This window comes from Vibrio sp. FF266 (assembly GCF_041439695.1).
In the GTDB taxonomy this organism is placed as follows: domain Bacteria; phylum Pseudomonadota; class Gammaproteobacteria; order Enterobacterales; family Vibrionaceae; genus Vibrio; species Vibrio tasmaniensis_A.
This window is the reverse complement of record NZ_JBGOOO010000039.1, coordinates 1-14568: the sequence shown is the minus strand read 5'-3', so window position 1 is coordinate 14568 and position 14568 is coordinate 1. Positions and strand designations below refer to the sequence as shown.

The following is a 14568-nucleotide window of genomic DNA, read 5'->3' as shown; positions in this document are numbered from 1 at the left end:
GAAATAAACGGTTTTCCGTTCAGATCAAAAAGGCCTCATAGGTATTTACCTATGAGGCCTTTTTATATCGATATCTTTCTAGTTCAAGGTTGATGGTTAACGAGTGCAGTCGTTAATCATCAACCTTAATTAATAATTGTAATTACCAGAACACGTCTCGACGTTTTGCTCGAGCGATAATGTTGTCTGGCATTCTCCGCTCTAAACCGCTTCGAAGCACAGTTATACGCTTATGTTGCCTTTGATCCGCAGTCACCGAGTTGTATAACCAGCGATAAGCATCTTCATAATCTAACGGGCTACCGTAATCACGTAGCAAGAGTTCCGCTAAGTGGATACTTGCACTTAAGTTACCCATCGAGGCGGCTTCACGTAAATACGGGATCGCACGCTCTTTGTCTTGCTGCACCAAAGTGCCAAGAGAATAATAACGTCCTAACTGCTCGAGTGCCGCTGGTAAACCTTGATGTGCTGCGTTTTCCATATAGTAAAGACCAAGCTCTACATCTTGCGGAACACACACACCCCAAGCCAGCATATCACCGTATAAAAACTCATAAGAAGGCAAGCTAATACGTGTTGCACGAGCAACGATATCTTCAACTAACTGGCACTTATCAGCTTTCACTCGCTCTAGGTGTTGATTATTCTCAATTAAATTAATCAGTTCAGCTTCTGTATATATTGGAACGGGCTCTCCCACATCAGCCAAATCTGCATGACTCAAGGGTGAGCTCAGCGCCACTATCAATGAAGCTGCTACAATTCGTAGCTTCATACCTGCACTCTATTATCTGTCGTTAAAGCTATCTATTGAGGGCAGCAGACGATTTCTGCACGCACCAAAATAGGGTGAACTTCACTTTCCATGATATCTGTATCGGCAATAACCTTGACGGCTTTAGACAAAACTTGCCGCTAATGGGCAATATTTTGCCATATGGCGTTCAAAAGATCATCACGAACGGCTTCGTTTTCAAATTGCAGGTATTAAAAAGCCGACTTAATAAAGTCGGCTTTTAGAAAACTATTTCATTATCAAAGTACTTTAATTACCTCAGTACGGTTCGTGCTGTGGTAATCACTCAGCTGGCATTATGCGCCGTATGGGTGAACCTTGATGATAGTTTCGTTACGATCTGGGCCAGTTGATACGATATCAATTGGAACGCCAGTTAGGTCTTCGATACGCTTGATGTAATCTAGAGCAGCTTGTGGAAGCGCGTCGATAGATTTAGCACCAAATGTGTTTTCAGACCAACCAGGCATTGTTTCGTAGATTGGCGTCGCTTCTTCGAATGACTCAGCAGCCATTGGAGAAACTTCTAGGATAGAACCATCTTTCATCTTGTAACCAGTACAGATTTTTAGTTCTTCTAGGCCATCTAGAACGTCTAGTTTAGTTAGACACATACCAGATAGAGAGTTAATTTGGATTGCACGACGCATAGCAACAGCATCGAACCAACCTGTACGACGTAGACGACCAGTAGTTGCGCCAAACTCGTGACCAACATCGCCTAGGTGCTTACCGACTGGATCTTGCTTCTCAAGGCCATCGTATAGCTCAGTTGGGAATGGACCTGAACCAACACGAGTACAGTAAGCCTTAGTAATACCAAGGATGTAACCGATGTGACGAGGACCGAAACCAGAACCTGCAGCAACACCACCAGCAGTCGTGTTAGAAGACGTTACGTATGGGTAAGTACCGTGGTCGATATCTAGTAGCGTACCTTGAGCACCTTCAAACATGATCTTGTCGCCGCGCTTACGTGCTGCGTCTAGTTCGTCAGTTACGTCGATAACCATCGCAGTTAACATGTCTGCGTAGCTCATCGCTTGCTCAAGTACTTCTTCGTAGCTTACTGTTTCAGCTTTGTAGAAGTGCTCTAGTTGGAAGTTGTGGAATTCCATAACTTCTTTTAGCTTCTCAGCAAATGCTTCTTTATCGAAAAGGTCGCCAACGCGTAGACCGCGACGAGCAACTTTATCTTCGTAAGCAGGACCGATACCACGACCTGTTGTACCGATAGCTTTAGCGCCACGAGCGATTTCACGCGCGTTGTCGATAGCAATATGGTACGGAAGAATTAGAGGACAAGCTTCAGAGATGAAAAGACGCTCACGCACTGGGATACCGCGTTCTTCAAGAGGCTTCATCTCTTTAAGAAGTGCGTCAGGCGATAATACAACACCGTTACCAATAACACATTTAACGTTATTGCGTAGGATGCCTGATGGAATTAAGTGAAGAACGGTTTTTTCACCGTCAATTACAAGTGTGTGACCTGCATTGTGACCGCCTTGGTAGCGAACCACGTATTTTGCATCTTCAGTTAAAAGGTCAACGATTTTACCTTTACCTTCATCACCCCATTGGGTGCCTAGAACGACTACGTTATTTCCCATCTTTCCAATTTCTGTTGCTAATTAAAAATGGATTCTAGCACTGAATCACACTTCTTGCAGTCACTTTTTGTTCATAAACGTTAACGCTGTACAAAAATAAACCAGCGATAACTGAGGGCGAATGTGTAAAGATGCTGATATCATTGCATTTTATAGACAAAAGGCAGAACCATGTCTCAATCAATTTGGCTCGCTATTGGGCTCGTTCTTATCGTTGAAGGGCTCGGCCCCTTGATTGCACCCAATGGCTGGAGAAACATGGTCGCGCAACTGAGCGAGCAACCAGACACGCAACTGCGCCGTATTGGCGGCTGTCTTGTGGTGGCCGGTGCCGTTATCGCTTTCATGACCTACCGTTAGGTTTTCTCAAAATACGGAGTTGTCACTACGACTTCCCTCGAATATTCAATGGTCAACCCGCAGTATTCAACGAATAGAAAACAAAAAGGCTCCCATTATGGGAGCCTTTTGATTTTTAGGTACTTCGCTAATTTAATGAATTAACGAATCAGCTTATTTTGCTGGAGCACCGCTTGCTTGATTCATGTATTGGAAGAAGTCAGTCTTCGGATCCAGTACTAGAATATCGCTCTTATCGCTAAATGATGTCTCATAAGCTTGCAGTGAACGCATGAAGCCATAGAACTCAGGGTCTTTGCTAAATGCATCAGAGTAGATCTTCGCTGCTTCTGCATCAGCATCACCACGAGTCACTCGAGCAGTACGGTCAGCTTCAGCAAGAACAGTCGCGACTTCTAGCTCAGCTTGAGCACGGATAACTTCTGCTTTCTCACGACCTTGTGAACGGTGTCTACGAGCAACCGACTCACGTTCTGCACGCATACGGCGGTAGATAGATTCACTGATTTCGTCAGGAAGGTTAATCTTCTTCATTCGGAAATCAACAACTTCAACACCTAAATCAGCCATCGCACTTTCTGCCGTTCCAGACAAAACGTTTTCCATGATCTTATCGCGTTCGCCATCAACTTCTAGTGCTTCTGCAGCCGCTACCGTTGTGACAACTTCGCTATCAGCAGAGTCTGGCAGGATGTCCTTATTACGAGGACCTGACACGATCTGCTTAATTTCACGAGAACCAATTTCAGAACGAAGAACATCTGTCACTTTACGCTCAAGAAGTGCTTCTGCCGTCATGATATTGCCGCCGCCGGTACTCAGATAAAAACGTCCAAAATCAGCAATACGCCATTTTGCGTAGGTATCAATTAGAACGTCTTTTTTCTCTGATGTTACGAAACGGTCAGAACGACCATCCATCGTTTGAATACGAGCATCAAGTACTTTTACGCGATCAAACATCGGCAGTTTAAAGTGCAAGCCTGGTTCATAGATTCGTGATACGCCGTTGTCATCGAGAACTCGACCAAAACGAATTACCATGCCACGTTCGCCTTCTTGAATCACAAATAGTGACATCAATAGAAGGGCAATCGTCACAACTAATACAGGGATCATTAATTTACGCATTATTAGTATCTCCCTTGACGTGAACTGTCTGAACGAGTTTGAGTGCTAGACTTTGGATCGGCTTGAGTTTCTAACTCAATTTGATCGTAAGTTGATGATGTTTTTGCAGGGCGAGTGCCCGACTGAGAACCACCTTGTGCGCCTAGCTTATCAATTGGTAGGTATAGCAAGTTACCGCTTGATTCAGAATCAATCAGGACTTTCGATGTGCTTGAGTACACTTTTTCCATTGTATCAAGGTACATACGGTTACGTGTTACTTCAGGAGCAGCTTGGTATTCAGGTAGCAGTTTCTCGAACTGAGCTACTTGACCTAGAGCACCATTAACTGTGCGCTCTGAGTAACCCACCGCTTCTTTCTTCAAACGCTCAGCACGACCTGTTGCTTTTGGAAGAATGTCATTTCGGTAAGCTTCAGCTTCACGCTCGAAACGCTCTTCATCCTCACGAGCCGCGATAGCATCATCAAATGCATCTTTCACTTGCTCAGGTGGACGTGCTGACTGGAAGTTCACGTCAACAATCAGAATACCCATGTCGTAGCTATCAATAATACGGTTCAACGTTTCTTGAGTGCTTTGACGAATCTGCTGACGACCACTTGTCAAGATACTATCCATTAGTGAGTCACCAATTACCGCACGAAGCGCAGAATCGGTTGCTTGGCGTAAACTGTCGTCTGCATTCGTTACACGATACAAGTATTTGTATGGGTCAGAAACACGGTATTGAACACCCATTTCAACGGTCACAACGTTTTCATCTTTCGTTAGCATGGTGCCAGCAGCACGTAGAGAACGAATCGCTTGAACGTTTACCAGTTGCTCATCTTTGATTTCATCGATAAAGCGTGGGTGCCAGTTAAGACCAGGTTCCTCAATACGGTCGAACTGACCCAGTCGAAGTACTACTGCTCTTTCTGCTTCGCCAACGGTATAGAAACCAGCGAAGAACCAGATAGCAATCGCAATGACAGCAATGACACCAAAGCCAATCGCACCGCCACCACCAATAGATGGCCCGTTACCGTTGCCACCTTTTTTACCAAACTTGCCACCTAACTTTTGACTTAGTTTACTAAACACTTCGTCTAAGTCTGGCGGTCCTTGATCTCGGCCGCCGCGATTATTGTTCTTACCCCAAGGGTCGTTATCGCGGCCGTTATTATCGCCGTTGTTGTTATTTCCAGGCTCATTCCACGCCATTAGAAAGCTCCATCATTTGATATGACGTTATACTGTAGCAGTCTCTTTGGTAACGATAAAGCCACCTAAGAGTGCCCCTTCTCTTTTTTCAAGTTTAGACCAATCTATTTGTTGCATTCGGATATCTATCAACAAGTTACCATTTTCATCATACTCTTCTTGTTGAATACATTTCATCTCAAAGAATAAGCTACGAATACGGCCCTGATGTTGATGTGGAATACACAATCGGAATTGAACCATTTGACTTGCTAAACGCTCAGTTAAAGCTTCAAACAGCAGTTCAATGCCTTCTCCTTCCATTGCAGAAACCCAAACAGCGCGAGGTGCGCCCTCTTCGTCTCTTTCAATTCGAGGTTTTTGGTCTTCCATGCAGTCAATTTTGTTCATGACTACAAGGGTTGGCACTTCATGAGCATCGATTTCTTCTAATACTTCATGAACAGCCTGAATGTTCTCACGAAAGCGGTCATCACTGGCATCAACTACATGTAACAAAATGTCAGCTTCCTGCGTCTCTTGTAACGTAGCCTTGAACGCAGCGACCAAGTCGTGTGGTAGATGACGGATAAAACCTACGGTATCTGCGAGAATTGCAGGCCCGACATCTGCCAAATCAATCTTACGTAGTGTTGGGTCTAAGGTTGCAAACAGTTGGTCTGCCGCATAAACACCAGCACTTGTGATACGATTGAAAAGTGTTGATTTCCCCGCGTTGGTATAACCAACCAAAGAAATTGTTGGGATTTCAGCTCGATTACGAGCACGTCGTCCTTGTTCACGCTGCTTAGCGACTTTCGCTAAACGACGTAATATTGCCTTTATACGGTCACGCAACAAACGTCGATCGGTTTCCAGTTGAGTTTCACCTGGACCACGAAGACCAATACCACCTTTCTGCCTTTCAAGGTGAGTCCAACCACGAATCAATCGAGTAGAGATATGACGAAGCTGAGCGAGCTCAACTTGTAGCTTACCTTCATGAGTTCGCGCACGTTGTGCAAAGATATCTAAGATCAAACCCGTGCGATCTATCACACGACATTTACACAATTGCTCGAGGTTTCGCTCTTGGGCAGGAGAGAGGGAGTGGTTAAAAATCACAATTTCAGCACCGGTTAGCTGAACAGCTTGTGCGATTTCTAGGGCTTTACCTTCTCCAACGTAGTATTTAGGGAGTGGGGATTGTCGGCTACCAGTAATCACTTGTAGCGTTTCTACCCCCGCTGAGGAGACCAGCATTTCACATTCGCTCAGGTCTTCCCATTCTCCCTCTTGCGTGAAGTTGATATGAACAAGTACGGCTCGCTCGCCGGATTCATAACGGTCAAACAAGCAACCAACTCCTTATTACAGCGCAAGCTGTATCAATTGAACGATTAATCTTCAGTCTTCTCAGGACGATCAGATGGCGCGCGTTGTTGCTCGCCGCTGTGGTGACTAACTGCACGAGCAGGAACCACAGTAGAAATCGCATGCTTGTAAACCATTTGGTTTACTGTGTTCTTCAATAAGATCACGAATTGATCGAAAGACTCGATCTGACCTTGCAGCTTGATGCCGTTAACAAGATAGATAGAGACTGGAATGCGTTCACGACGGAGTGCATTTAGGAATGGGTCTTGTAGCGATTGCCCCTTAGCCATTTTATTTTCCTTATTTATATTTTGTTGTAATTATTTAGCTAGTGGTGCACAAAAAGGTGCGGCCTTTGCATCTGAGCTAAACGAATAAAAAAACTCCGTTGTTATTGAAAGGCTGTGATTTTTAAAAGCCTCAACAACTGATCCTTTCCAGAGTATATTCACGCAAAAGCGATCACATTATACACAGCAATACTAATCAGATGCTATTGCATCTGAAAGAGTTTCTAACGCCTGTTCAATGTTTTCGCTATCCAACCAAGTTAAATCATCCCAACTGCGTAACCAGGTGATTTGTCGCTTGGCCAATTGACGGGTTGCGCAGACACCACGGAAAACCGCTTCGTCTAAATCGCAATTCCCATCTAAATAATCCCACATCTGCCTATAACCAACGCATCGGATCGATGGCAGTTCAGGGTGAAGATCCTCTCTGGCGTACAACGCTTTCATTTCATCTTCAAATCCCGCTTCTATCATCTTCTCGAAACGCAGCTCAATGCGGCGATGGAGTTCTTTCCTTTCCTTGGGAGCTATTGCAAATTGTTTTACACGAAATGGCAGGCTATCGCCTTTCGTTTGAGTTAGCTCTGTTAATGTTTTACCCGAAATTCGATAAACTTCCAATGCCCTTGAAAGCCTTTGTGGATCATTTGGGTGTATTCTTTCAGCGGATACGGGATCTATCTCTCTTAATTGATCATGCAATGCCTGCCAACCCTGTTCAATAGACTCCGCTTCAATCTGCTTACGAATCTCTTGATCCGCGGCGGGTAGTGGCGATAAACCTTCCAACAATGCCTTGTAGTAAAGCATTGTGCCACCAACAAGTAGCGGGATTTTACCTTCCGCTACAATCTTATTCATTTCACTGATCGCATCACGACGAAAGTCAGCCGCAGAATACGCTTCGCTTGGGTCTAGAATATCAATCAAGCGATGAGGCGCGAGCGCGAGCTCTCCTGCATCCGGCTTAGCAGTACCAATATCCATGTCTTTGTAGATTAGCGCCGAATCGACACTGATGATCTCTACCGGGTATTTCTGACGTAAGCGGATAGCTAAATCTGTTTTTCCTGATGCCGTTGGGCCCATTAAAAACAACGCTAAAGGTAATTTTTCAGTCATGATATTTTGTATTTATTTCTCTGTTAGAGCACTTAATTAAAAGGCTTCATGTCGCGATACACTTGTCTACTAAGAAAAGCCTCATCGCAACAGTTAAATCGTAAACAGCCGAAGCCGTAAATAAGCTTAATTTATCTAAAACTCAGCTGTGAAAATTCACCTACAAACTAAGCCATAAAAGCAGCGATGGTTGCAGAAAAGTCGATAGGATTAACAAATTCGGGATCATCTAATGGAAGTAGACCATGCCAAAGTTGCTCAAGTTCCCCAACTAGTTGAACCGCTTCAGATAAAGTGTAGTCGTTTTTTACTTGTGCTGTCTGAATCCCGATCCAGTTAACCAGTAATGGTAACGTATCGCTAGAAAAGCTATGACCTTGAGTTTCCGAGGCCTGAGCGTTTATTGAAGCCGCGTACGATAACAGATCTGGGATCAAAATTTGTAAGTTTTGCTGCCTCAAAGGAGAAGGCACTCCCATCACCATTATCGCTTCGTTATTCCTAGCTTTAAGCTCGATACCAAGCACAGACAGTATGGGACTTAGCGCCTTAGCGACATCGACTAAATCAGCGCCTAATTTGATGGATAAAGGCACTAATAATGGTTGGCTCTTTAACGCGCCATCACGCGTATCAAGCTGACCAACAACACGCAATAACTCAGCCTTAGCCAAAGAAACCAACACACTGCCGTTCTTGTTTCCCATTACCAAATATTGGCATTCCACTACCGAGACTGCTTTGCCTAAGTCCGTCACAGGTGCTCTTGGCTTTAAATGAACAGGGTTCTGTTGAGCAGGCTTAGCTTCTTTATTTTCTATGCTGTCTATATTTTCTAAGTTGTCTCTGGTTTCTACTGGTGCCACATGCTCGTGAGGTGAGGATGGTTCTACAACTTGGTCATCAAAATCTGGCGTTTTCAGAAGCTCTTTATAGGCCTTCACTTCTCGCTTAGATGGAGCAGGTTCACCATGATGTTGGTGCGGTTCTTTTTCTTTTTTAGGTTCAGGTCGAGACTCTATCCACTCTTGGCGAGGCGAGCCTGTAAAACTGGTTTCGCGATCCGACGAGCCTCTGCTAGACGATGAACCTCGGTTAGCTGGTGAGCTATAACGCTGCCCACCATCATTAACGCTGTGCTGAGGGTTATCATAAACCTGTTCAGATTCGGCTTTTCTTGGGTAGGCTGGCGTTTGCTCAATAGCATATCTTTCACTATCAGATACTTGAGGTTGTTCTGAACTGCTCGGCATTATGCTTTCAGGCTCTGAGAAACTGGCAATCTCTCCGATACCCGGATTCGAGCTACCTTGCTGATGATGCATCACTTCTGACTGATGAAACGCAGACTGCTTGATCGGTGCTGCATCAATTTGTTTGCTTTGGGCTAAGCCATCACTCAAGGCTTGGTAGATAAAGTCGTGTACAAGGCGGGCTTGATGAAAACGCACTTCATGTTTTGCAGGATGAACATTCACGTCCACCTGATGTGGGTCTAGCTCGATGAACAACACATACGTAGCGAATTGGTCGGGGCGCAAGCTAGTTTCGTAGCTTTGACGAATCGCATGGTTGATGAGCTTGTCACGCATCATACGACCATTCACATAACAGTATTGCAGATCGCTTTGTTGTCTTGCTCCTTCAGGCGTGGTGATCCAGCCATGAAGTTTTAAGCCTTGATGCTCAAGTTCGATCTTAAGCATATGGCGAACAAAAGGATTGCCACATACAGCTGCGATGCGCTTTTCGGCTTGAACTTGTGTTTTTGCAGCGCGGTACTGACGAATCATTTTACCGTTATGACGAAGGTTAATCGTCACATCAAAACGGCTCAATGCAATGCGTTTAAGCAGCTCATCGATATGCGTGAATTCAGTTTTCTCGGTGCGTAAGAATTTACGTCGTGCCGGAGTATTGAAGAACAGATCCAATACCTCAACCGAGGTGCCGATGGGATGCGCTGCTGGCTGCAGTTTCACCTGCATATCACGACCTTCACTATGTGCAGCCCAAGCTTGATCCTGAGTCGTAGGGCGTGAAGTCATAGTTAGACGCGCAACAGAGCTAATACTCGCCAGTGCTTCACCTCGGAAACCTAGGCTGACGATCGCTTCAAGGTCATCAAGAGTATGAATTTTAGAGGTAGCATGACGGCTTAATGCCAAGGCAAGCTCATCTTTAACAATGCCCTTGCCGTTGTCACGAACGCGGATCATCTTAGCGCCACCTTTATCGATATCGATATCGATACGTGTCGCACCAGAATCCAAACTGTTCTCAACCAACTCTTTCACAACAGAAGCTGGTCTTTCTACCACTTCACCCGCTGCGATTTGGTTCGCTAACCGAGCTGGCAGTATTTTGATCGTCATATTTATAGTTACCTTACTGCCACTGATGGAAACATGTCTGCGTTAAAAGTTTATTTGTGTGGAATAATCAACACCTGACCCACTGCTAGGCTGTCAGATCGTAGCTTATTCGCTTGGCGAATGCTGTTGACGCTCACGCCGTATTTAGAAGCAATCTTACCTAGGTAGTCACCTCTTGCGACTTTATGCTTGCGCAGAGGTACGTCTTTCACTTCAACCGTAATACGTAGCTTCTGGCCTACTCTCACGGTTTCAGACTTCAAGCGGTTCTCACGTTTGATATCTGCAACTCGAACTTTGTAACGGCTGGCTATCTTGCCTAGATACTCTCCAGACTTAACCGTGTGTGTCACCGTTTTACGGCTTGTTGTGGTAGCCGCTTGTGAACCCGAGCTTGGAATTTTTAGAATTTGCCCTACCGCTAAGCTCGTCGACTTCAAACCATTCAACTTCACTAATGCTTGTGTAGACGTGCCGTACCTCTTCGCAATCACAGACAATGATTCACCACGCTGTACTTTGTGCTGACTGGTAGAGTTAGAAGATGCCGCCGCGTTAGAAATAACAATCCCTTCTGGTGGATTCGCTTTCAAATATTTAACGACCGCTTTGGTCACAGCTCGCGCAAGTTTGTCTTGATGCGAACGTTGGAAAAGAAGCTTCTCTTCGGTCGGATTCGAAATAAAGCCCGTTTCTACAAGTACCGATGGAATTTGTGGTGAACGTAACACAGCCAAGCTGGTGTTAATCGGCTTACTGTTATGCAGTTTTGCGACCTTACCCATTTCAGAGAGAATAGTCGTTGCCAGTTTATAGCCCTCTTTTTGAGAGTGGCTAAACTGCAAATCAAGCAGGGTTTGGTTGACGTTTTTATCTGCAATATTGCCAGTAAACGCAGCACCGCTGCCGCCCAGCAATTCTGACTGCTTCTCTTTGTTCTCAATCCAACGGGAAATCTCAGTATTTGCCCGTCGAGTATTCAACACGAACACCGAACCACCTCTTGGTTGAGGCGTCGTAAAGGCATCGGCGTGAATAGAGATCAAGAGGTGTGCTTCGTTCTCACGAGCAATTGCAACACGTCTGTTCAGGTTTACAAAGTAATCAGCATTACGTGTTAAACGCGTTTTGATTCCTGGAACCGCATTTAACTGCGCAGCGATCTTTTTCGAAATACTAAGAGTCGCATTCTTCTCATATTTACGAGATGGGCCAATGGAACCAGGATCTTCACCACCGTGGCCTGGGTCAATCACAATCAGAACATCACGCTGACGCTTAACTTGATTGAGGTTCTTACTCACTGTTGGCTTACTCGGCGTTGATGTTGCTTTGCCTTTACTTGCCGCACCATGAGGCAAGTCGATCACCAAGCGATGTCCGTACTGACCACCAGGAGTCGGACTGAGTTTAAACAACTCTGCTTTAGACGACTTCTTTAACTCAAAAACCAAGCGATACGTGTTTTTGTCTGGCGGTGAGCTTTTACGAATCTTAGATAGAACGGGGCTGTCTTTCACCACGACCGGTAACTTAGTTGCAAGGTTGGTCTTTTTTAAATCAACAACCAAGCGACTCGGGCTACTCAGGGTGAAATAGCTGAAATCCGCTTCTGATTTTAAATCGATAACCACACGAGTTTCTTCTGGAGAAGGCCAAACCCTTAAACTCTTTAGTGAGTTTGCAGAAACAAGTGAAGAAAACAATATAGAAAAAACAGCAGCCAACATAGCTACTGCTGAAATAAGGCGTCTAGAAATCAACATAACTCCAACTGACTAAGTAAGCGCTGTCCGTATTCACTGTTAGCGGTTAAAGAAACAATGCGGTGATCGTCTTGGTAACGAATATCAATATCCAAATCAGCTTCTGGTAGCATTCCATAACCTTTCTCTGGCCATTCAACCAAACAGATAGCATCTGGCGTGAAGTAGTCACGAATCCCCATAAACTCTAATTCTTCAGGATCGGCTAGGCGATAAAGATCAAAATGGTACACCTGCCAATCGGCAAGTTGATAAGGTTCAACTAGAGTATACGTTGGGCTCTTTACATTTCCTTGATGGCCAAGTGCTTTTACAAAACCACGACTGAAGGTCGTTTTACCTGCGCCAAGATCACCATGCAGATAAATAGTTGTCTGCTGTGAGCAAAGATTAGAAAGCTCCGTTCCTAATTGAATCGTTGCTTGTTCATCTTTCAAAGTAAATTGTTTCGTGCTCATGAATACGTTCTCTAAAAATCGATCGTTGACTATATAAAAATCAAAAGAACAAGAATAGTAAACCGTGATGCTTTTGGGAGACAAGCACTCAAGTGTAAGTTCTATGAAAAATACTGATCAAAACACGTCTGTTCTGGTCAATACCACTAAGATCCGTTAAGATCCGCCCCCATTTTTGCCGAACCTAATTTTAATTAGCCTTATCTCTAATTGTAAAACAGAGAAAATAAGAATTAAGAATGAAGCCATGAATCTAGACCATCTTGCTGAAAAAATTAAAATCTGGGGAAAAGAACTCGGCTTTCAAAAAGTTGGCATCTGCGATGTTGATTTAAGTGAACATGAAGCCCCTCTTCAAGCATGGCTAGATGCTGGCAACCACGGCGAAATGGATTGGATGGCTCGACATGGGATGATGCGTGCTCGTCCCAATGAACTTCACCCAGGCACCATTCGAGTGATCAGCGCCCGAATGAACTATCTACCACCAGAAGCTCAGTTTGCCTCTAACCTAAGCGATACCACTCAAGGTTATATCAGCCGTTATTCTTTAGGCCGCGATTATCACAAATTGTTCCGCAACCAGTTGAAAAAGCTGGGACAAAGAATCGAAAAGGAAGTCGAAGGTTTAGACTCACGTCCTTTCGTGGATTCAGCGCCCATCTTGGAACGACCGCTCGCTCAAAAAGCAGGGTTGGGCTGGACAGGTAAACACTCATTAATTCTTGATAAAGACGCTGGCTCTTGGTTCTTCCTAGGAGAATTGTTAGTTAACATTCCTCTTCCAACAGATGAACCCAGTGTCGATGAGTGCGGCAAATGCACCGCATGTATCACCTCTTGTCCAACGGGCGCCATTATTGCTGATGGCGTAGTGGATGCTCGAAAATGTATCTCGTACTTAACCATTGAATATGATGGTGTGATCCCGGAAGAGTTTAGAGACGCAATTGGTAATCGTATTTACGGTTGCGATGACTGTCAGTTAGTTTGCCCGTGGAACCGCCATGCCGAACTCACTGAGCAAACAGACTTCCACCGCAGAGAAGACTTCCGAGAGGCAGACCTTGTTTCACTTTCAAGTTGGGATGAAGCTACCTTCCTAAAGAAGATGGAAGGCTCAGCGATAAGACGTATTGGACACACCCAATGGTTACGCAATATCTTTGTTGCTATGGGCAATGCGCCATTTCAACAACGCATTGTTGAAACACTGGAATCTCATCGAGGCAACAACGAAATGCTGGATGTGCATATTGAGTGGGCTTTAAATAAACAACTACAACAGTTACCCAATGCTAGCAGCATGCAAGAAGATAGCTCTACGCAGAAAAATAGTTGTGTGCAAAAAGATAGCAGCAAAATCCTCACCAAAAAGCACAGGCTAATACGCATCGTTGAGAAAGGGCTACCAAGAGACGCCTAACCCCTTAGGCATCAACGATTGGCAGGCCAATCCACACCAACAACCCACCATACAACACAACTCGTTGCACATAATTTTCGAACAATGTTTGACCTTGTTCTCAATTCTAACAATGTGGAAAAAATTCAGAACTCTCGTAAACTTCCGACACCCACGTAAAGTTAAACACAGTACCGATAAATGATTAAGATCAAAAAACAACAAGTTAACGATCTTTTATCAAATTCAAGGCAAGTATTCAACCTGATAAAAAACAATGAGTTACGATCGTCGCAATTCAGCTAATATACTGAAAACAAGAAAGATCTTTTAGAGAAATGTAAAGAATTGGGTCTGAAATAACTTTATCAACCAAGTTATCCACACTTGATACTTTGTGGATAAGTCTGTTTATAGATGTGAAAAACCTCAGGTATCTACTTCAGAGACCTGATGTTTACTAGCATTCTTGTTGCTAACAAAAATTTAAGACAAAAAAATATCCACCATAATGGAGGATTATTTGCTTTTTGGGGGGATTATGCTTCGCAGCATTAAAGAAAGAGCGTGACCGGTAAGGTCGTCTTTAAACACTGTGGCTTAAAGAGTTTTGTCTACATGAAAAGTAAACTGGAGCGATACATCGGGTTCGAACCGATGACCTCAACCTTGGCAAGGTTGCGCT

At 44.4% G+C, this 14568-nt stretch carries 12 protein-coding genes; 2 read left to right on the top strand and 10 right to left on the bottom strand.

Annotated features, from left to right (window positions below; all coding sequences use genetic code 11):
* Positions 1-142: 142 nt before the first annotated feature.
* A complete protein-coding gene (locus tag ACED59_RS20395) occupies positions 143-778 on the bottom strand; it encodes a tetratricopeptide repeat protein (RefSeq protein WP_009847886.1) in 636 nt (211 codons plus the stop codon).
* Positions 779-1095: 317 nt separating this feature from the next.
* Positions 1096-2412, bottom strand: coding sequence for an adenylosuccinate synthase (locus ACED59_RS20390; protein ID WP_009847885.1), 1317 nt, complete (start codon positions 2410-2412; stop codon positions 1096-1098).
* A gap of 171 nt (positions 2413-2583) precedes the next feature.
* Here ACED59_RS20390 and ACED59_RS20385 point away from each other — a divergent pair, with 171 nt between their 5' ends.
* The gene (locus ACED59_RS20385) at positions 2584-2772 is read left to right on the top strand and encodes a DUF2065 domain-containing protein (RefSeq protein WP_010434105.1); all 189 of its coding nucleotides are present in this window, start codon (positions 2584-2586) and stop codon (positions 2770-2772) included.
* Positions 2773-2925: 153 nt separating this feature from the next.
* On the opposite strand, the gene hflC is transcribed toward ACED59_RS20385, so the two are convergent.
* The 8 genes from hflC to tsaE form a co-directional block, all read right to left on the bottom strand.
* Positions 2926-3903 carry a protease modulator HflC gene (hflC, locus tag ACED59_RS20380; RefSeq protein WP_009847883.1) on the bottom strand — a complete coding sequence of 326 codons (978 nt, stop codon included), beginning with the start codon at positions 3901-3903 and terminating at the stop codon, positions 2926-2928.
* 2 nt (positions 3904-3905) lie between these two features.
* Positions 3906-5108: an FtsH protease activity modulator HflK gene (gene hflK / locus ACED59_RS20375; RefSeq protein WP_009847882.1), complete on the bottom strand. Its 1203-nt coding sequence runs from the start codon at positions 5106-5108 to the stop codon at positions 3906-3908.
* Positions 5109-5135: 27 nt separating this feature from the next.
* Positions 5136-6443, bottom strand: a complete 1308-nt coding sequence (gene hflX, locus ACED59_RS20370; protein ID WP_009847881.1) for a ribosome rescue GTPase HflX — start codon at positions 6441-6443, stop codon at positions 5136-5138.
* A gap of 44 nt (positions 6444-6487) precedes the next feature.
* A complete protein-coding gene (gene hfq / locus ACED59_RS20365; protein ID WP_004735866.1) occupies positions 6488-6754 on the bottom strand; it encodes an RNA chaperone Hfq in 267 nt (88 codons plus the stop codon).
* A gap of 192 nt (positions 6755-6946) precedes the next feature.
* On the bottom strand, positions 6947-7879 hold the full coding sequence (gene miaA, locus ACED59_RS20360; RefSeq protein WP_009847880.1) for a tRNA (adenosine(37)-N6)-dimethylallyltransferase MiaA: 933 nt from the start codon (positions 7877-7879) through the stop codon (positions 6947-6949).
* Positions 7880-8046: 167 nt separating this feature from the next.
* Positions 8047-10254 (bottom strand): DNA mismatch repair endonuclease MutL, encoded by a 2208-nt coding sequence (gene mutL, locus ACED59_RS20355; RefSeq protein WP_017097253.1) that lies wholly within the window; start codon positions 10252-10254, stop codon positions 8047-8049.
* A gap of 50 nt (positions 10255-10304) precedes the next feature.
* Entirely contained in the window at positions 10305-12020 is a 1716-nt protein-coding gene (locus tag ACED59_RS20350) for an N-acetylmuramoyl-L-alanine amidase (RefSeq protein ID WP_017097252.1), read from the bottom strand.
* Positions 12014-12478, bottom strand: a complete 465-nt coding sequence (gene tsaE, locus ACED59_RS20345) for a tRNA (adenosine(37)-N6)-threonylcarbamoyltransferase complex ATPase subunit type 1 TsaE (RefSeq protein ID WP_004735870.1) — start codon at positions 12476-12478, stop codon at positions 12014-12016. Before tsaE ends, ACED59_RS20350 begins: the two co-directional genes overlap by 7 nt.
* A 247-nt stretch (positions 12479-12725) precedes the next feature.
* On the opposite strand from tsaE, the gene queG reads away from it, so the two are divergent.
* Entirely contained in the window at positions 12726-13904 is a 1179-nt protein-coding gene (gene queG / locus ACED59_RS20340) for a tRNA epoxyqueuosine(34) reductase QueG (RefSeq protein ID WP_029223845.1), read from the top strand.
* Positions 13905-14568 lie beyond the last annotated feature (664 nt).

Bases quoted from the DNA above. Each gene is read 5' to 3' on its own strand.
- miaA (WP_009847880.1), bottom strand. From the start codon at position 7,879: ATGACTGAAAAATTACCTTTAGCGTTGTTTTTAATGGGCCCAACGGCA.
- hfq (WP_004735866.1), bottom strand. From the start codon at position 6,754: ATGGCTAAGGGGCAATCGCTACAAGACCCATTCCTAAATGCACTCCGT.
- ACED59_RS20395 (WP_009847886.1), bottom strand. From the start codon at position 778: ATGAAGCTACGAATTGTAGCAGCTTCATTGATAGTGGCGCTGAGCTCA.
- ACED59_RS20350 (WP_017097252.1), bottom strand. From the start codon at position 12,020: ATGTTGATTTCTAGACGCCTTATTTCAGCAGTAGCTATGTTGGCTGCT.
- ACED59_RS20390 (WP_009847885.1), bottom strand. From the start codon at position 2,412: ATGGGAAATAACGTAGTCGTTCTAGGCACCCAATGGGGTGATGAAGGT.
- hflK (WP_009847882.1), bottom strand. From the start codon at position 5,108: ATGGCGTGGAATGAGCCTGGAAATAACAACAACGGCGATAATAACGGC.
- tsaE (WP_004735870.1), bottom strand. From the start codon at position 12,478: ATGAGCACGAAACAATTTACTTTGAAAGATGAACAAGCAACGATTCAA.
- queG (WP_029223845.1), top strand. From the start codon at position 12,726: ATGAATCTAGACCATCTTGCTGAAAAAATTAAAATCTGGGGAAAAGAA.
- mutL (WP_017097253.1), bottom strand. From the start codon at position 10,254: ATGACGATCAAAATACTGCCAGCTCGGTTAGCGAACCAAATCGCAGCG.
- ACED59_RS20385 (WP_010434105.1), top strand. From the start codon at position 2,584: ATGTCTCAATCAATTTGGCTCGCTATTGGGCTCGTTCTTATCGTTGAA.
- hflC (WP_009847883.1), bottom strand. From the start codon at position 3,903: ATGCGTAAATTAATGATCCCTGTATTAGTTGTGACGATTGCCCTTCTA.